General features: G+C 70.0%; 16 protein-coding genes and 2 tRNA genes. 3 read left to right on the top strand and 15 right to left on the bottom strand.

Features of this window, described 5'->3' with window-relative positions:
- Positions 1-159 precede the first annotated feature (159 nt).
- The 7 genes from mreD to ACSURM_RS24170 form a co-directional block, all read right to left on the bottom strand.
- On the bottom strand, positions 160-837 hold the full coding sequence (mreD, locus tag ACSURM_RS24200; RefSeq protein ID WP_436957867.1) for a rod shape-determining protein MreD: 678 nt from the start codon (positions 835-837) through the stop codon (positions 160-162).
- 12 nt (positions 838-849) lie between these two features.
- A complete protein-coding gene (gene mreC, locus ACSURM_RS24195; RefSeq protein ID WP_436957866.1) occupies positions 850-1,818 on the bottom strand; it encodes a rod shape-determining protein MreC in 969 nt (322 codons plus the stop codon).
- A 167-nt stretch (positions 1,819-1,985) separates the two neighbouring features.
- Positions 1,986-3,005 carry a rod shape-determining protein gene (locus ACSURM_RS24190; protein ID WP_030790429.1) on the bottom strand — a complete coding sequence of 340 codons (1,020 nt, stop codon included), beginning with the start codon at positions 3,003-3,005 and terminating at the stop codon, positions 1,986-1,988.
- A gap of 283 nt (positions 3,006-3,288) precedes the next feature.
- Positions 3,289-3,702 carry a nucleoside-diphosphate kinase gene (gene ndk, locus ACSURM_RS24185; RefSeq protein ID WP_030790425.1) on the bottom strand — a complete coding sequence of 138 codons (414 nt, stop codon included), beginning with the start codon at positions 3,700-3,702 and terminating at the stop codon, positions 3,289-3,291.
- 65 nt (positions 3,703-3,767) lie between these two features.
- On the bottom strand, positions 3,768-4,130 hold the full coding sequence (locus tag ACSURM_RS24180; protein WP_436957865.1) for a DUF4233 domain-containing protein: 363 nt from the start codon (positions 4,128-4,130) through the stop codon (positions 3,768-3,770).
- An 8-nt stretch (positions 4,131-4,138) separates the two neighbouring features.
- Complete coding sequence (gene folC, locus ACSURM_RS24175; RefSeq protein WP_436957864.1) at positions 4,139-5,650, bottom strand: bifunctional tetrahydrofolate synthase/dihydrofolate synthase; 1,512 nt, start codon at positions 5,648-5,650, stop codon at positions 4,139-4,141.
- 183 nt (positions 5,651-5,833) lie between these two features.
- Entirely contained in the window at positions 5,834-8,458 is a 2,625-nt protein-coding gene (locus tag ACSURM_RS24170) for a valine--tRNA ligase (protein WP_436957863.1), read from the bottom strand.
- A 137-nt stretch (positions 8,459-8,595) separates the two neighbouring features.
- On the opposite strand from ACSURM_RS24170, the gene ACSURM_RS24165 reads away from it, so the two are divergent.
- Positions 8,596-9,630, top strand: coding sequence for a hypothetical protein (locus tag ACSURM_RS24165; RefSeq protein ID WP_436957862.1), 1,035 nt, complete (start codon positions 8,596-8,598; stop codon positions 9,628-9,630).
- A gap of 74 nt (positions 9,631-9,704) precedes the next feature.
- Here the strand turns inward: ACSURM_RS24165 and ACSURM_RS24160 are convergent, their stop codons facing one another.
- From ACSURM_RS24160 to ACSURM_RS24135, 6 genes are all read right to left on the bottom strand, one after another.
- The gene (locus ACSURM_RS24160; protein ID WP_436957861.1) at positions 9,705-9,971 is read right to left on the bottom strand and encodes a hypothetical protein; all 267 of its coding nucleotides are present in this window, start codon (positions 9,969-9,971) and stop codon (positions 9,705-9,707) included.
- Positions 9,972-10,341: 370 nt separating this feature from the next.
- Positions 10,342-11,628, bottom strand: coding sequence for an ATP-dependent Clp protease ATP-binding subunit ClpX (gene clpX / locus ACSURM_RS24155; protein ID WP_161297731.1), 1,287 nt, complete (start codon positions 11,626-11,628; stop codon positions 10,342-10,344).
- A 170-nt stretch (positions 11,629-11,798) separates the two neighbouring features.
- A complete protein-coding gene (locus ACSURM_RS24150) occupies positions 11,799-12,464 on the bottom strand; it encodes an ATP-dependent Clp protease proteolytic subunit (RefSeq protein ID WP_436957860.1) in 666 nt (221 codons plus the stop codon).
- A 67-nt stretch (positions 12,465-12,531) separates the two neighbouring features.
- Positions 12,532-13,137, bottom strand: coding sequence for an ATP-dependent Clp protease proteolytic subunit (locus ACSURM_RS24145; RefSeq protein ID WP_189996000.1), 606 nt, complete (start codon positions 13,135-13,137; stop codon positions 12,532-12,534).
- Between the two features lie 329 nt (positions 13,138-13,466).
- The gene (gene tig / locus ACSURM_RS24140) at positions 13,467-14,834 is read right to left on the bottom strand and encodes a trigger factor (RefSeq protein WP_436957859.1); all 1,368 of its coding nucleotides are present in this window, start codon (positions 14,832-14,834) and stop codon (positions 13,467-13,469) included.
- Positions 14,835-15,011: 177 nt separating this feature from the next.
- A tRNA-Pro gene (locus ACSURM_RS24135) sits at positions 15,012-15,088 on the bottom strand.
- 281 nt (positions 15,089-15,369) lie between these two features.
- On the opposite strand from ACSURM_RS24135, the gene ACSURM_RS24130 reads away from it, so the two are divergent.
- Positions 15,370-15,440: transfer RNA gene (locus ACSURM_RS24130), tRNA-Gly, on the top strand.
- Between the two features lie 113 nt (positions 15,441-15,553).
- Here the strand turns inward: ACSURM_RS24130 and ACSURM_RS24125 are convergent.
- Positions 15,554-15,748 (bottom strand): hypothetical protein, encoded by a 195-nt coding sequence (locus tag ACSURM_RS24125; protein WP_030790404.1) that lies wholly within the window; start codon positions 15,746-15,748, stop codon positions 15,554-15,556.
- A 377-nt stretch (positions 15,749-16,125) separates the two neighbouring features.
- On the opposite strand from ACSURM_RS24125, the gene ACSURM_RS24120 reads away from it, so the two are divergent.
- Positions 16,126-17,331, top strand: a complete 1,206-nt coding sequence (locus tag ACSURM_RS24120) for an acyltransferase family protein (protein WP_436957858.1) — start codon at positions 16,126-16,128, stop codon at positions 17,329-17,331.
- Here the strand turns inward: ACSURM_RS24120 and ACSURM_RS24115 are convergent.
- Positions 17,328-17,792, bottom strand: a complete 465-nt coding sequence (locus tag ACSURM_RS24115; RefSeq protein ID WP_436957857.1) for an HD domain-containing protein — start codon at positions 17,790-17,792, stop codon at positions 17,328-17,330. The genes ACSURM_RS24120 and ACSURM_RS24115 overlap by 4 nt on opposite strands.
- Positions 17,793-17,840: the final 48 nt, after the last annotated feature.

The raw sequence follows: 17,840 nt of genomic DNA, 5'->3' as shown, positions 1-17,840 counted from the left end.
ACGTCCGCGCGCGGACGTCGGTGCGTGCCATGGGCGTACGGGGTGCCCGGGTGCGAACCCGCCGCCCCCGTACGCAGGATGAACGACCGGCCTGTGAACTCGCGTTCCAGGACGGCCGACCCGTTCGAGTGAACCTGCCGGGTGTGTGCCCGTCGCCGCTCACAGCCGCTTGACCCCCTTGATGCGGCCGACCCGGGCGGAGCGGGTGCGGGCCTTGGCCTTCAGCGCGCCGACGCCGCCGCGCCGGCCGCCGACGCGCAGGCCGGTGCCGGAGGACAGCCAGCCGGAGGAGATGTCCCCGGCCTTGGCGGCGGGGCCGGTCTCGGTGAGCGGGTCGTTGTCGGCGCGGCGGGCCAGCCACATCACCCCGGGCACCACGAACGGGGCGAGCAGCAGGTCGTACAGGGCGGCCGAGAACAGGAGCCCGGGCAGGCCGACATGGCGGGCGGCGGTGTCGCCGACCAGGGCGCCCACCCCGGCGTAGAGCAGGGTGGAGCCGACGGCGGCGGCGACCACGACGGCCATCGGCCCGGCCGCCGACTTCAGCCGGCCGTTCTCCGGCCGGATCAGACCGGCGAAGTAGCCGGTGACGCACAGCACGAGCGCGTAGCGGCCGGCCGCGTGGTCGGCGGGCGGGGCCAGGTCGGCGAGCAGACCGGCGCCGAACCCGACGAGTGCGCCGCCCACATGGCCGTAGACCATCGCCAGGCCGAGGACGGTGAGCAGCAGCAGGTCGGGCACCGCGCCCGGCAGGTGCAGCCGGGCCAGGACGCTCACCTGGAGCACCAGGGCCACCACGACCAGCGCGCTGGACAGCAGGATCCGGTTGACACGCATGGGATTCGGCTCCTACTGCTGCTCGTCGCTGGCGGTGTCGGTGGTGCCGTCGGTGTCCGGGACGGGGGCGCCGGCCGACGGGGTCACCGTGACGGTCACCGTGGGCGTCGGCACCGGCTTCGGCTTGGCCGGGAGCACGCTGTCCCGCGGGTTCTTCTTGGGGCCCTGCACGACCACGCCGACGACGTCGAGCTTGGTGAAACCGACGTACGGGGTGACGTACAGGGTGCGGGTGAGGCCGCCGCCGGAGGGGTCGACGCGGGAGACCACGCCGACCGGGACGCCGGGCACGAACGGCTTGTCGGCCTCGGAGCCGAAGGTGACGAGCCGGTCGCCCTTCTTCACCTCCGCCTTGCCGTTGAGCAGTTCCACGCGCAGCGGGCGGTCCCCCTGGCCGGAGGCGAAGCCGAGTTCGTCGTTGCCCTCGATGCGGGTGCCGACGGTGAAGTCGGGGTCGTTGGCGAGCAGCACGGTGGAGGTGCTCGGGCCGACGGTGGTGACCCGGCCGACCAGGCCGTCCCCGTTGAGGACGGTCATGTCCCGCTTGATGCCGTCGTCGGCGCCCGCGTCGATGGTGATGGTCCAGGAGAAGCCCTGCGCCGACCCGATGGCGATGACCTGGGCGCCCTTGATGGCGTACTGCCCCGCGCCGGCGATCTTCATCAGCTTGTCGAGCTGCTTCAGGCGGCTGCGGTTGCGGTCGTCGCTGCCGAGCTCGGCCTTGAGGGCCGCGTTCTCCTTCTCCAGCGCGGCGAGCCGGTCGTGCCGGGTGCCCGAGTCGCGGACGGCGGAGACGGCGTCGCCGACCGGGTCGACCACACCGGACAGGCCGTCCTCGACGGGGCCGAAGACCGCCGCGGCGGCGTGCCGGGCACCGTCGACCGGGGAGTTCCGTCCTCCTCGGATGTCCACCGTGATCAGCGCGAACGCGATGGCGACCAGCAGGACCAGGAGCAACCGGCTCTCTTTCGTGTCCCTCACGTGCGGCGGCCGTGCCCTTCCTCAAGTAGGAATTCGGCGGGCCCTTCGGAAAACGCGAATGGCGCCGCGCGAACCGAAGGGGCCCAATAGGGGGAGCGTATGCCTCTATATCAACGATCCGCCGCACGAGAGGAGAACGTCTCGTACGGCGGAATGGAGGAGCGACGTCATCTGCGCGGCTGCGCGTCCAGAACCTGCTGGAGCGCCTCGAACTCCTCGACGCACTTCCCGGAGCCGAGCGCGACGCTGTCCAGCGGGTCCTCGGCGATATGGATCGGCATGCCGGTCTCCCGCCGCAGCCGCTCGTCCAGCCCGCGCAGCAGCGCTCCGCCGCCGGTCAGAACGATTCCCCGGTCCATGATGTCGCCGGAGAGCTCCGGCGGGCACTTGTCGAGGGTGGTCTTCACCGCGTCCACGATGGCGTTGACCGGCTCCTCGATGGCCTTGCGGACCTCGGCCGCCGAGATGACGACGGTCTTCGGCAGCCCGGACACCAGGTCGCGGCCGCGGACCTCGGTGTGCTCGTCGGTGTCCAGGTCGTACGCCGAACCGATCGTGATCTTGATCTGCTCGGCGGTGCGCTCGCCCAGCAGAAGGCTGTACTCCTTCTTGATGTACTGGATGATCGCGTTGTCCAGCTCGTCCCCGGCGACGCGGATGGACTGGGCGGTGACGATCCCGCCGAGCGAGATGACCGCGACCTCCGTGGTGCCGCCGCCGATGTCCACCACCATGTTGCCCGTGGCCTCGTGCACCGGCAGACCGGAGCCGATGGCGGCGGCCATGGGCTCCTCGATGATGTGCACCTGGCGGGCGCCGGCCTGGGAGGACGCCTCGATGACCGCGCGGCGCTCGACTCCCGTGATGCCCGAGGGCACGCAGACCACGACCCGCGGCCGGGCCAGGTAGCGCCGCTTGTGGATCTTCAGGATGAAGTAGCGGAGCATCCGCTCGGTGATCTCGAAGTCGGCGATCACACCGTCCTTCAGCGGACGCACGGCCACGATGTTGCCCGGCGTCCGGCCGATCATCTTCTTGGCTTCCGAACCGACCGCCAGGATCCCACCCGTGTTGGTGTTGATCGCCACGACGGACGGCTCGTTCAATACGATTCCGCGACCCCTGACGTACACCAGCGTGTTGGCGGTCCCGAGGTCGACAGCCATGTCACGGCCGATGAACGACATTGAGTTCCCCATCCGGATTCATCTGGCCTCCCTGCGCTTTTGAGGGCATGTCAGGTAGGCGAGGCGGGTGCTGTGACGTGAAGGCTTCCATCGTAAACGCGCCGCCACGAACACTGCGCGAGGGTCTCCGCCATTGTCACCAGATGGCGTGCCGCCCCGCTTGTGGAGACGGGCGTTCGGGGGCGCGCGTTCCCTCAAATGAACGGACTGTGCGGCGGGCCCGGACGAGGGGTGCGAGAAAGGCCCGGGAGCACCGCCCGGACCTTCTCCGCCGCCGTGGGTCCTACGCGCGACCGGGGAAGAAGATCTTCACCTCGCGCTCGGCGGACTCCTCCGAGTCCGAGGCGTGGATCAGGTTCTCGCGGACGATCACACCGAAGTCACCGCGGATCGAGCCGGGCGCGGCGGCGATCGGGTCGGTCGGGCCGGCCAGCTGGCGCACGCCCTCGATCACCCGCTCGCCCTCCACGATCAGCGCGACGACCGGCCCGGAGGACATGAACTCCACCAGCGGCTCGTAGAACGGCTTGCCCACGTGCTCCGCGTAGTGCTGCTCCAGCGTGGCGCGGTCCAGGGTGCGCAGCTCCAGCGCGGTGATCTGCCAGCCGGCCTTGCGCTCGATACGGCCGATGATCTCACCGGTCAGCCCCCGGCGGACGGCGTCGGGCTTGAGGAGGACAAGGGTGCGCTGGCTCACGAGGGGCTCCTTACACGGCTTACGGGTGCGGTGGCACGAGGTTACAGGGCGTGCCGGGACGTCCGTCACGCAGCGTCAGCCGGGGAGGAGGACGACCGCGCCCCCGCCGCGAAGCGGGCCTTCGCCTCGTCCACCTTTCTCCCGAAGTGCACCGACGCCCACCACAGCGCCGCGAAGACCGCGCCCATGAAGAACATGGTCGGCACGAAGACGCCGGAGGCGATCAGGGCGAGCTGCAGGGCCCAGCCGAGGGCCACCCCGCCCGGGCGGGTCACCATGCCGCACAGCAGCACGCACAGCAGCATGGCGATGCCGCTGACCAGCCACACCGTCGACGTCGCCAGGTCGGGGTCCTTCATGGCGACCAGCCCGGCGAAGCCGATGATGAAGAACTCGCCGATCAGGGTCGACGCACAGAGCGTACGCATCTCGTCTCTCAGCCCTTCCCCAGCAGCAGCCGGGCCTCGCCGACCGTGATGACGGAACCGGTGACCAGCACACCGCCGCCCGCGAACTCGCCCTCCTCCTCGGCCAGCGTGATCGCGGCCTCCAGGGCGTCCGGCAGCCGCGGCTCGACCTGCACCCGCTCGTCGCCGAAGACCTCCACGGCGATGGCGGCCAGCTCGTCCGCGTCCATGGCGCGGTGGCTGGAGTTCTGCGTGACGACGACCTCGGCGAAGATCGGTTCGAAGGCCTCCAGCAGGCCCCGCACGTTCTTGTCCGCGCTCGCGCCCACGACGCCGATCAGCCGGCTGAAGTCGAACGCCTCCCGCACCGCCTCCGCGGTGGCCTCGGCGCCCGCCGGGTTGTGCGCGGCGTCCAGCACGACCGTCGGGGAGCGCCGGACGACCTCCAGGCGGCCCGGGGAGGAGACGGCCGCGAACGCCTTGCGGACGGTGTCGATGTCCAGCGGCTCCGCGCGCTGGGCGCCGACGCCGAAGAACGCCTCCACGGCGGCGAGCGCGACGGCCGCGTTGTGCGCCTGGTGGGCGCCGTGCAGCGGGAGGTAGACCTCCGGGTACTCGCCGCCGAGGCCGCGCAGGGTCAGCAGCTGCCCGCCGACGGCGACCTGCCGGGCGGTGACGCCGAACTCCAGCCCCTCGCGGGCGACCGTGGCGTCCACCTCGACGGCCTTCTTCAGCAGCACCTGCGCCGCGTCCACCGGCTGCTGGGCCAGGATGACGGTCGCGTCCTGCTTGATGATGCCGCTCTTCTCGCCGGCGATCTCCGCGGTGGTCTCCCCGAGCCGGTCGGTGTGGTCCAGGCCGATCGGGGTCACGACGGCCACGTCACCGTCGATCACGTTGGTGGCGTCCCAGGAGCCGCCCATGCCGACCTCGACGACGGCGACGTCCACGGGCGCGTCGGCGAAGGCCGCGTACGCCATGCCGGTGAGCACCTCGAAGAAGGACAGCCGGTACTCCTGCTGCCCGTCCACCATCTCGACGTACGGCTTGATGTCCCGGTACGTCTCGACGAACCGCTCGGCGGAGACCGGGGCGCCGTCCAGGCTGATCCGCTCGGTGATCGACTGCACGTGCGGGCTGGTGTACCGCCCGGTGCGCAGCTCGAAGGCGCCGAGCAGGGCCTCGATCATGCGGGCGGTGGAGGTCTTGCCGTTCGTGCCCGTGATGTGGATCGAGGGGTACGAGCGCTGGGGCTCGCCGAGGACGTCCATCAGCGCGGAGATCCTCGTGACCGAGGGCTCCAGCTTGGTCTCGCCCCAGCGGGTGGCCAGCTCGGCCTCGACCTCGCGCAGCGCCTTGTCGAGCTCGGGGTCCTCCGGGCGCGCGGGTACGTCGGCCTGCGGCGGGCCGCCCTGGGTGCGCAGGGTGCGGCTGCCGGCCTCGATCACCGCGAGGTCGGGGTCGCGGGTGGTCTCGGCTTCGATGATCTCGTCGAAGCTGTCGAGGGGGTCGGGCTGGTCGGTACCGTTCGGGTCGCTCACGGGGCTCAGTCTACGGAGACCGGCTGACAAAGGGTGCGGTGGCTTGGTGTCGCCGGCCGGGGTGGCTTGCCCGCTCGGCCGGCCGCGGGTCCGTCGTGGCCCGTCGCGCGGTTCCCCGCGCCCCTGACGGGGCACGTGAAAGCCCCCGGCGCGCACCGGCACCGGGAGCTTTCACGCGGGAAACTACGCCTGCGGCAGCCTCTCCAGCTGCGCGGTGATGCGGGCGATGTCCTCGTCCGCCTTGGCCAGGCGGGTGCGGATCTTGTCCACGACGTGGTCCGGGGCCTTGGCGAGGAACGCCTCGTTGCCGAGCTTGGCCTCGGCCTGCTGGCGCTCCTTCTGGGCCGCCGCCAGGTCCTTGGCCAGGCGCTTGCGCTCCGCGGCGACGTCGATCGTGCCGGAGAGGTCGAGCGCGACCTCCGCGCCCGCCACCGGCAGGGTCGCCGTGGCCGTGAAGGACTCGCCCTCGGGCTGGAGCCGCAGCAGCTGGCGGATGGCCGCCTCGTGCGGGGCGAGGGCCGTGCCGTCCAGGGTCAGCCGGGCCGGGACCCGCTGGCCGGGCTGGAGGCCCTGGTCGGCGCGGAAGCGGCGGACCTCGGTGATGACCGACTGGAGGGTGGAGATCTCCCGCTCGGCCGCCGCGTCCCGGAAGCCGCTGTCGGCCGGCCAGTCGGCGATCACGACCGACTCGCCGCCGGTCAGCGTGGTCCACAGGGTCTCCGTGACGAACGGGACCACCGGGTGCAGCAGCCGCAGCGTGACGTCGAGGACCTCGCCGAGGACCCGCTTGCTGACCTCGGCCGCCTCGCCGCCCGCCTGGAAGACGGTCTTGGACAGCTCCACGTACCAGTCGAAGACCTCGTCCCACGCGAAGTGGAAGAGGGCGTCGGCGAGCTTGGCGAACTGGAAGTCGTCGTAGTGGGCGTCGACTTCGGCGACGACCGAGTTCAGGCGGGAGAGGATCCAGCGGTCGGTCGCGGACATCTCCGCCGGGTCCGGCAGCGGGCCCTGGACCGTCGCGCCGTTCATCAGCGCGAAGCGGGTCGCGTTCCAGATCTTGTTGGCGAAGTTGCGCGAGCCCTGGACCCAGTCCTCGCCGATCGGCACGTCCACGCCCGGGTTGGCGCCGCGGGCCAGGGTGAAGCGCAGGGCGTCGGAGCCGTACTTGTCCATCCAGTCCAGCGGGTTGACCGCGTTGCCGAAGGACTTCGACATCTTCTTGCCGAACTGGTCGCGGACCATGCCGTGCAGGGCGATGGTGTGGAACGGCGGGGTGCCGTCCATCGCGTACAGGCCGAACATCATCATCCGGGCGACCCAGAAGAAGAGGATGTCGTAGCCGGTGACCAGGACGGAGTTCGGGTAGAACTTCGCGAGCGACTCGGTCCGCTCGGGCCAGCCGAGGGTGGAGAACGGCCACAGGCCGGAGGAGAACCAGGTGTCGAGGACGTCGGTGTCCTGGTGCCAGCCCTCGCCGGCCGGCGGCTCCTCGTCGGGGCCGACGCAGACGACCTCGCCGTTCGGGCCGTACCAGACAGGGATGCGGTGGCCCCACCACAGCTGGCGCGAGATGCACCAGTCGTGCAGGTTGTCGACCCAGTCGAAGTACCGCTTCTCCATCTCCTGCGGGTGGATCTTGACCTTGCCGTCGCGGACGGCGTCGCCGGCGGCCTCGGCCAGCGGGCCGACCTTGACCCACCACTGCATCGACAGGCGCGGCTCGATGGTGGTCTTGCAGCGCGAGCAGTGGCCGACGGAGTGGACGTAGGGCCGCTTCTCGGCGACGATCCGGCCCTCGGCGCGCAGCGCGGCGACGATCGCCGAGCGGGCCTCCAGGCGGTCCATGCCCTGGAAGGGGCCGTGGACGGTGATGACGGCGTGCTCGTCCATCACGGTGATGGACGGCAGGTCGTGGCGCTGGCCGATCTCGAAGTCGTTCGGGTCGTGGGCCGGGGTGACCTTGACGGCGCCCGTGCCGAACTCCGGGTCGACGTGGGTGTCGGCGACGACCGGGATGGAGCGGTCGGTCAGCGGGAGGCGGATGAGCTTGCCGACGAGGTGCTTGTACCGCTCGTCGTCGGGGTGGACGGCGACGGCCGTGTCGCCGAGCATCGTCTCGGCGCGGGTGGTGGCCACGACGATGGACTCCTCCCCGTCGCCGTAGCGCATGGAGACCAGCTCGCCGTCGTCGTCCTGGTACTCGACCTCGATGTCCGAGATGGCCGTCAGACAGCGCGGGCACCAGTTGATGATGCGCTCGGCGCGGTAGATCAGCTCGTCGTCGTAGAGCTTCTTGAAGATGGTCTGGACGGCCCGGGAGAGGCCCTCGTCCATGGTGAAGCGCTCGCGGGACCAGGCGACGCCGTCGCCGAGGCGGCGCATCTGGCCGCTGATCTGGCCGCCGGACTCGGCCTTCCACTGCCAGACGCGCTCCACGAAGGCCTCACGGCCCAGGTCGTGGCGGGACTTGCCCTCCTTGCCCAGCTCGCGCTCGACCACGTTCTGGGTGGCGATGCCGGCGTGGTCCATGCCGGGCTGCCACAGCGTCTCGTAGCCCTGCATGCGCTTGCGGCGGGTGAGCGCGTCGATCAGGGTGTGCTCGAAGGCGTGCCCGAGGTGCAGGCTGCCCGTGACGTTCGGCGGCGGGATGACGATGGTGTACGGCGGCTTGTCGCTCTTGGCGTCCGCGTCGAAGTAGCCCCGCTCTACCCAGCGCTCGTACAACGGCCCCTCTACATCGGCCGGCGCGTACTGGGTCGGCAGTTCGGTGTCGGGCGCTGAGGGCTGCTGCTGAGCGTTGTCGGTCACGGTGGTCAGTTTAGAGGTGTCACGGGGCGGTCCCGAAACGCGCGTGTTCTGTAACGGTGCGGCCCCCGGTGCCGGGCGTGTCCCGGACCTGGGCCAGGATGTCAGGCACACATAAGCTTCTGGAGGGGAACCCAGGAATGAGCAACAACCAGCCGGGCCCGTACGGCCAGCCACCCCAGCAGCCGGGACCGTACGGCCAGCCGGGGCAGCCTGGGCCGTACGGCCAGCCGGGCCCCTACGGCCAGCCGCCGCAGGCACCCCAGCCCGGCTACGGCTACCCCCAGCAGGCCCCTCCGGCGCCGCAGCCCGGGTACGGCCACCCGCAGCAGGGCATGCCGCCGCAGGGCGCCCCGCAGGGCACTCCCCCGCAGCCGGGCCCGTACGGCCAGCCGCCCCAGCAGCCCGGACCGTACGGCCAGCAGCCGAACCCCTACGGCCAGCAGCCCTACGGAGTGCCCCCGCAGCCGCCGCAGCCGGCCGGCGGGAAGAAGAAGACCGGTCTGATCATCGGCGCGGTGGCCGTGGTGGCCGCACTGGCGGTCGGCGGGTACTTCGTGCTCGGCGGCAGCGGCGGGGGCGGGGTCGCGGACGACGGCCCGCACAAGCTGGTCGCGAAGAGTTCGGTGGTTGACGGGACCTACAAGAAGTCCAACGACTCGGGGTCGGACAGCGACATCACCGACTCCGACCGCTCGGACTTCGAGAAGTGGGGGGTGAAGAACCCCACCGAGGTGAGCGCCGGTTATGAGGCAGGCACGGGGCTGAGCAAGAAGGGGCTTGCCTTCAGTGGCGTCTACGGCACCATCGACGACCCCGAGGCGGTCGTCGACGCCATGTTCGCCAAGGCCAAGTCCGAGGCCGAGAAGGGCCAGAGCGACTCTGATACCAAGGGCAAGCTGATCGGCAGTCCGGAGACCGTCCACCCGTCAGGTTTCTCCAACGGGATCATGAAGTGCCAGGTCGCTCAGATCGACAGCAGTGGCTCGTCGGCCTCGGAGTCGGGAGTTCCAGAGACCATCAAGATGCCGGTGTGCATCTGGGCCGACCACAGCACCGTCGCCTTCGTTTCCGCATACAGCGTCGCTTCCATCGCCTCGGGCGACGGTGGCTCGGTCGAGGCCCTGGGAGAGCTCGCGACCAAGCTCCGCAACGACGTACGCGTCAAGATGTAGGGACGGCTGGAACAACCGACCAGACGAACGGGGCGCTCCGTCGGGGCGCCCCGCCCCTGTCTCAGCGGTTCGCTCTAGGCCCGCGCGCAGGCATCGTACGCGTCCCCATCCTTTACACCGATGGCAATCAGCGCAATCGTGCAGAGAGGACTCGGCCCGCCTATGGGAAGGTGCGACTGGTTGCACGCCGCCCGGACCTTCGAGCCGATCGTGTAATGCCGCTGTGCCAGCACGGAGATGCAGTCCGACTGAGTAGCGCTCGCCGACGTCGCTGTCACCAGCGGTGCAACACCGGCCGCCACCATCACGGCTACCGCCGAGACCACACGCTTTCGCTTCATTGTCTGGATCCTCCCGTTTCTCAACCACCCGCACGTTTCCCTGTGCGGCGGTGGGGTCAGACCTACGTGACCACCGAAGCTCTGCCGAGATCAAGGTTCAGTAGGTATCTGGCGAGATCCCACTGCCGCAGGGCGCCGAATGGCCGACGCGCCGCTGCGCCGTCAGCCATTCGTCTCGAAGCCATGGATGGTCATGCCGATGGACGTCGCCAGCCTCGCGGCGGGCCGGAGCAGCGACCCGGCGGCCGACGCGGAGCTCGCCGCCAAGTTCCGCGCCGCGGCCCGCGTGAAGGCCTGACGGCCTCCGCCACGGAGAAGGGGCCCCGGTCGGTCGACCGGGGCCCCTCCTTCTTCCGTGTGTGCCCGGCGGTCACGCCGTCTTCTGCTCGCCCGAACCCCGGCCGCGGGCGTCGCGCGGGATCAGGGTGGGGTTCACGTTGGAGAGGACCACGTCGGCGGTGATGACCACCCGGGCGACGTCCTTGCGGGACGGGACCTCGTACATCACGCCCTGGAGGACCTCCTCCATGATGGCGCGCAGGCCGCGGGCGCCGGTCTGGCGGAGAATGGCCTGGTCGGCGATGGCCTCCAGCGCCTCGCGCTCGAAGTCCAGCTCCACGCCGTCGAGTTCGAACAGCCGCTGGTACTGCTTGACCAGGGCGTTGCGCGGCTCGACGAGGATCTTCAGCAGCGCCTCGCGGTCCAGGTTGTGCACGGACGTGATCACGGGCAGCCGGCCGATGAACTCGGGGATCATGCCGAACTTGACCAGGTCCTCCGGCATGACGTCCTCGAAGACGTCCTTGGCCTCCAGCTCGCGCTTGGACAGGATCGTCGCGCCGAAGCCGATGCCCTTGGCGCCGGCCCGGGACTCGATGATCTTCTCCAGGCCCGCGAAGGCACCGCCCACGATGAACAGCACGTTCGTCGTGTCGATCTGGATGAACTCCTGGTGCGGGTGCTTGCGGCCGCCCTGCGGCGGGACCGAGGCCGTCGTGCCCTCCAGGATCTTCAGCAGCGCCTGCTGGACGCCCTCGCCGCTCACGTCCCGGGTGATCGACGGGTTCTCGCTCTTGCGGGCGACCTTGTCGATCTCGTCGATGTAGATGATCCCGGTCTCGGCCTTCTTGACGTCGTAGTCCGCCGCCTGGATCAGCTTCAGCAGGATGTTCTCGACGTCCTCGCCGACATAGCCCGCCTCGGTCAGCGCCGTGGCGTCGGCGATCGCGAACGGGACGTTCAGCATGCGGGCCAGGGTCTGCGCCAGCAGGGTCTTGCCGGAGCCGGTGGGGCCGAGCAGCAGGATGTTGGACTTCGCCAGTTCGATCGCGTCGTCCCGGCCGCTCGCGCCGCCGTTCTCGCCCGCCTGGACCCGCTTGTAGTGGTTGTACACCGCGACGGAGAGTGCCTTCTTGGCGGCCTCCTGGCCGACCACGTAGCCCTCGAGGAACTCGTAGATCTCGCGCGGCTTGGGCAGTTCCTCCCAGCGCACCTCGCTGGTCTCCGCGAGCTCTTCCTCGATGATCTCGTTACAGAGATCGATGCACTCGTCGCAGATGTACACACCGGGCCCTGCGATGAGCTTCTTGACCTGCTTCTGGCTCTTGCCGCAGAACGAGCACTTGAGCAGATCGCCGCCGTCACCGATGCGTGCCACGGTGTGCTTCCCCTTCGCCTGGGAGACGCCTGGACGTCGTGAGTCCAGCGGCTCCTGGTGCTGCCTTATGTCCGACGGTACCTTGCCGGGCCCGGTGTTCGGGCCCCCCTTGGCAGGGTTCACTTTGCCGTGCGCCGTGCCAAGGGGGGCCCGGGGTGCCGCGTGCCGCGTCAGCGGACGGCGGCGTTGTTCAGCTTGCGGGTGGAGATGATCTGGTCGACGAGGCCGTACTCCAGCGCCTCCTCGGCCGTGAGGATCTTGTCGCGCTCGATGTCCTCGCGGACCTTCTCGATCGGCCGGTTCGAGTGCTTGGCCAGCATGTTCTCCAGCTGCTCGCGCATCCGGGTGAACTCGTTGGCGATGATCTCCAGGTCGGAGAGCTGACCGCGGCCGGTGGAGCCCGCCGGCTGGTGGATCAGCACCCGGGAGTTCGGCAGCGCCATGCGCTTGCCGGGCGTGCCGGCGGCCAGCAGGATGGCCGCGGCGGAGGCCGCCTGGCCCATGCAGACCGTCTGGATGTCGGGCTTCACGAACTGCATCGTGTCGTAGATCGCCGTCAGCGCGGTCATGTCGCCGCCGGGGCTGTTGATGTAGATCGAGATGTCCCGGTCGGGGTCCATCGACTCCAGGCACAGCAGCTGCGCCATGACGTCGTTGGCGGAGGCGTCGTCGATCTGGACGCCCAGGAAGATCACGCGCTCCTCGAAAAGCTTCGCGTACGGGTCGTACTCGCGGATGCCCTGGGAGGTGCGCTCGACGAAGCGCGGGATGACGTAGCGGCTGTCGGGCCGGGGGCCCTCGTACATGCCGCTGGCGGCGCCGGGGAAGTTGGTCATGGGGTTCACCGTCCTGGTGGCGTTCGGGGGGCTGGTGTCTCGGCGGTGCGTGGCGTGGCCGGGCCGGTCAGGCACCGGTGCCGCCGCCTCCCGGAACACCCGAGGCGTGCGTGATGATCTCGTCAATGAGACCGTACTCCTTGGCCTCTTCCGGCGTGAACCAGCGGTCGCGGTCGCCGTCGCGGATGATCGTCTCGACCGTCTGGCCGGAGTGGAACGCGGTCAGCTCCGACATGCGCTTCTTGGTGCGCATCAGGTACTCGGCCTGGATCTTGATGTCCGAGACCGTACCGCCGAGGCCGGCGGAGCCCTGGTGCATCATGATGTCCGCGTGCGGCAGGGCGAAGCGCTTGCCGGCGGCGCCGCCCGTGAGCAGGAACTGGCCCATGGAGGCCGCCATGCCCATCGCGATGGTGACCACGTCGTTCGGGATGTACTGCATGGTGTCGTAGATCGCCATGCCGGCCGTCACCGAGCCGCCGGGGCTGTTGATGTAGAGGTAGATGTCCTTGTCCGGATCGGCGGCAAGGAGCAGCAGCTGCGCCGTGATCTTGTTGGCGATGTCGTCGTCAACCTGCTGGCCGAGGAAGATGATCCGCTCGTTGAGCAGCCGGTTGTAGACCTGGTCGCCGAGGCCACCACCGATGGAAGGCTCGCCGGCGGCGGAGGGCATCAGATTCGTCACGTATCCACCTGCTCGTCTTACGACGGCGCCGGGCCGTCTCACGTCGTCCTGCCGGAGGCTTTGGCGGGGGGTGTCAGGAGACTCCCCTGCCCCCGTATTCATGGACCCTAACGCTCAGCCTCCTTCGGGGAATCCCGGAGATGGGAGTGTTCGCCGGGGGCGTAGCGCGGGGGGCTGTCACCGGACACCGGGCGCGGGGCATGAAGGTCAGTGTGGGGGGTGCGGCGGGCCGGCCGCGGCGCCGGTGTACGCGAACGGGCCCCGGGGAGAACCCCAGGGCCCGCTGTACGGCCTTGTCGGAGCCGCAGGGCTTACGCTCAGCCCTCGGTCTTCTCCTCGGAGGTCTCCGACGCCTCGGCGGCCTCGGTCTCCTCCTCGTCGTCCAGGTCGACGATCTCGCCGTTGGTGTCCTTCACCGTGGCGGCCTCGACCACGACGGCCAGGGCCTTGCCGCGGGCGACCTCGCCGACCAGGAGCGGCACCTGGCCACCCTCGACGACGGCCTGGGCGAACTGGTCGGGGGACATGCCGGAGGAGGCGGCGCGCCGCATGAGGTGCTCGGTGAGCTCCTCCTGGTTGACGTTGAGCTGCTCCTTCTTGACCAGCTCGTCCAGGACGAACTGGGTCTTGATGCCCTTGACCGCGGCCTCACGGGTCTCGGTCTCGAACTCCTCGGCGGTCTTGCCCTGGATCTCCAGGTACTTGTCGAGGGTGAGGCCCATCTGGGCGAGCTGGTGGTGCTCCAGGTTGTGCTTGCGGGTGTTGATCTCGTCCTCGAGCAGCTTCTCGGGGACGGGGACCTCCACCAGCTCCAGCAGCTTCTCCAGGACGCGCTCCTGGGCCTGCGTGGCCTGGTCGAACTGCTTCATGTTGGCGAGGCGCTTGCGGCTGTCCGCCTTCAGCTCCTCCAGGGTGTCGAACTCGGAGGCGAGCTGCGCGAAGTCGTCGTCCAGCCCGGGCAGTTCCCGCTTGGCGACCTGGGTGACCTTGACGGTGACCTCGGCCTCCTTGCCGGCGGCCGAGCCGCCCTTCAGCTCGGAGGTGAAGGTGGCCTCGCCACCGGCCTCCAGGCCCTTCACGGCGTCGTCGATGCCGTCCAGCAGCTCACCGGAGCCGATGGTGTAGGACACGCCGTTGGCGATGCCGTCCTCCAGCACCTCGCCGTCGACCTTGGCCTCCAGGTCGATCGTGACGACGTCGCCCTCCTCGGCCGCGCGCTCGACCGGGGTGGTGGAGGCGAAGCGCTCACGGAGCTGCTCGACCGACTTCTCGACGTCCTCGTCGGTGACCTCGACGGCGTCGACCTCGACCTCGATACCGGAGTAGTCCGGGATCTCCAGGGCCGGGCGGATGTCGACCTCGGCGGTGAAGTTCAGCGTCTCGCCGTCCTTCAGCTCCGTGATGTCGACCTCGGGCTGGCCCAGCACGTTGAGCTCGGCCTCGTTGACCGCTTCGGTGTAGAACTTCGGCAGCGCGTCGTTGACGGCCTCCTCCAGCACCGCACCACGGCCGAACCGCTGGTCGATCACGCGGGCCGGGATCTTGCCCTTACGGAAGCCCTTCACCGTGACCTGCTGGTTGATCTTCTTGTACGCCGCGTCGAGGCTGTCCTTGAGCTCCTCGAAGGGCACCTCGACAGTGAGCCGAACCCGGGTCGGGTTCAGGGTCTCCACGGCGCTCTTCACGGTTCGGTCTCCTTGTGGCTGACTTCTTGGTTTCTGCCGGAGCCAGACAGGTCCGGCGGATTCGCCGCCCGGACGAGTACGTAGGCCGTGAGGGCCAGGACACACGGGCGCGCAACCTGCATAGTAACCGCAGCCGGTCGGCGCCCCAAAAGGCGATCTTCGCGGGTCGTGTGCCGGTGGTCGGGGTGGCGGGATTTGAACCCACGGCCTTCCGCTCCCAAAGCGGACGCGCTACCAAGCTGCGCCACACCCCGTCTGGTGTGCGACACGTAGGGTACATGCCCCGGCCGATCGCGTCGGCCGGATTACGCGGGCCAACACGCGGGAGGAGGGGCCGCCGGGGCCCGTACCGGGGTGCCGCGGTCCGGCGCCGTACCGTTCGCCGGGACCGTCCAGCCTCCCGGAGCCGTCGTCCCGGCCCTCCGGTGCCGTCGGGGCGCCCTCGGGGCCGTCGTGGCGGAAGTCGTTGGCCTCGGCGGCGGGCGACCCGCTACGATGCCTCCAGTGCCGCGGTCACCGACCGTGGCGCGGTGTTGCGGGCGTAGCTCAATGGTAGAGCCCTAGTCTTCCAAACTAGCTACGCGGGTTCGATTCCCGTCGCCCGCTCCGACCGGCTCAAGGGCCCGGCCTTCCGCTTCGGCGGGGCCGGGCCCTTGGCGTGTTCGCGGTGTGACGTCGGGCGCCGGGGCGGGCCCCGGTGATCGCCGGGGCCGCGCCGGTCAGAACCTGATCGAGTTGATGGAGTCCGCTATCGAGTTCAGGAAGCGGGTGAGCGGCGGGGCCATGCCGGTGGAGGCCAGGAAGAAGCCGAAGAGGATCGCGACGATGGCCGGGCCGGCCTTGAGGTTCCCTCCTCGGATCAGGACCACCAGGATGACCGCCAACAACAGCACCACGGACAGTGAAATGGCCACTACTGATCACACCCTCGGTCGGTCCGCTCTCCCGGCCCGGAGGTACGGCCCGCGCACCCCCGCCAGGGACATCGTGCCACCAACCCGGCCCGCATATGCGGCCGATGACGAATCGTCGGACACGGGCGCCCGCCCCGGGCTACCTACCGCACAGTAATTCGATCAAGCACCCACGCCCGACGCGCCACAGAATTACCCGACTTCGTTTCCGTCTCCACACATCTCACGCCCAGGTAATTCGAATTGATGTCACAGGAACGATGTATGCCCCCTTTAGTCGGGATGAATCGGGACATCACGCGGGCGTTCGGGTCCGATAACCGGGAATCATTGCGGGGGTTTTACGAAATCCGGCGGGCGCCGTTAGGGTGCCTGGGATGTTTGACGCCGCCTCCTCCCCCGCCGGCCCGAACCGCGACCCGCTCCCCCTGGCGCAGCCGCCGGTGAACGGAGTGCCCGCTCCGCGTCCCCCGGTGGACGCACGGGAGCGGCAGGCGGCGCCGGACAGACCCGGACGGCAGCGCGACGCGTTCTTCGACAATGCCAAGTACCTGGCCATCGTGCTCGTCGCGACGGGTCACGCCTGGGAGCCGCTGAAAGACGGAAACCGGATCCTGGAGAGCGTGTACACCGTCGTGTACACCTTCCATATGCCGGCGTTCATCATCGTCTCCGGCTTCTTCTCCCGTCATTTCGACATGCGCCCGCACCGGCTGAAGCGGCTGATCACCGGGGTCGCCGTGCCGTACGTCCTGTTCGAAACGGCGTACACGCTCTTCCGCAACCTGATCAACGGATCGCACGCGGACATCAGCCTGCTCGACCCGTGGTACCTGACCTGGTTCCTGGTCGCGTTGTTCGTCTGGCGGCTGACCACTCCGCTGTGGCGGCTGGTGCGGCATCCGCTCCCGCTGGCCATCGGCGTCGCGATGCTGGCGAGCGTCACCCCGGACATCGGCGACGACCTCGATCTCCGGCGCGTCCTGCAGTTCCTGCCGTACTTCGTGCTCGGCCTGTGCCTGCGGCCCGAGCACTTCGAGCTGGTGCGCGGCCGCGCGGCGCGGATCGCGGCGGTGCCGGTGTTCGCGGCGGCGCTCGCGGTCGGCTGGTGGGCGGTGCCGCGCATGAACACCGGGTGGTTCGCCCACAGCGAGTCGGCGCAGGAACTGGGCGCCCCCTGGTGGTGCGGCCCGGTGATGACGCTCGCGCTGATGGGCTGCTCGCTGCTGCTGACGGCCTGCTTCTTCGCGTGGGTGCCGCACCGGACGACGTGGTTCACCCCGCTCGGCGCGGGCACCCTCTACGGCTATCTGCTGCACGGCTTCCTGATGAAGTTCGGCGACTACCACGGCTGGTTCGAGCACCCGTGGCCGCACCGGCCGGCCGGGGTGGTTCTGGTGACCGTGCTCGCCGCGGCCGCCGTCACGGCGCTGTGCACCCGGCCGGTGCGGCGGGTCTTCCGCTTCGCGGTGGAGCCGCGGATGGAATGGGCGTTCCGGCAGGACGCGGCCCAGCAGGCCCGCAGCCGCAACCGGCCAGGGGAACCGGAGCGGGAGCGGCGGCGGGAAAGGGTCGGTGTCTAGGCGGCCGGGCCTCCGTCACGGTGCGGGTCGAGAAGCGCGCGCATCCGGGCGTACTTCCCGGTCAGCCGGGTCCGGACCGGCTCGGGGAGGACGGCGAGGCGGTCCGGGTCGGCGTTGTGCGCGAGGTCGGCCTCCTTCACCAGCGACGCGCCCGGGGTGGCGAGGATCCGGGCGGCGTACGCCTCCTGGGACTCGCCCGGTCCTCTGGTGAGGGCCCGCACGATGGCCTTGGTCCGCGCCGTGAGGCGGGCCCGCGCCAGCCACTCCTCGCTCAGCGCGGCGTCCTCCACGGCGTCGTGCAGCCAGGCCGCGGCGATCTGGTCCGGGTCGCCGCCCCGGGCGCGCACGCCCTCGGCGACGGCCGCCAGGTGCTCGGCGTACGGCCGTCCGGCCTTGTCGGTCCGGCCGTCGTGGGCGGCCCGGGCGAGGGTCTCGACCTCGGCGAGGGTGAGAGGGGACATGATCCCAGTGTCCCCCGCGGAGGATCGGGGGTCCCGGCGCCCCCTGCG

Origin of the sequence: Streptomyces sp. SudanB182_2057, assembly GCF_964272715.1 — a bacterium.
GTDB classification, from domain to species: domain Bacteria; phylum Actinomycetota; class Actinomycetes; order Streptomycetales; family Streptomycetaceae; genus Streptomyces; species Streptomyces rubradiris.
Note: the sequence above shows the minus strand (reverse complement) of the source record. Positions and strands in the feature narration are given on the sequence as shown.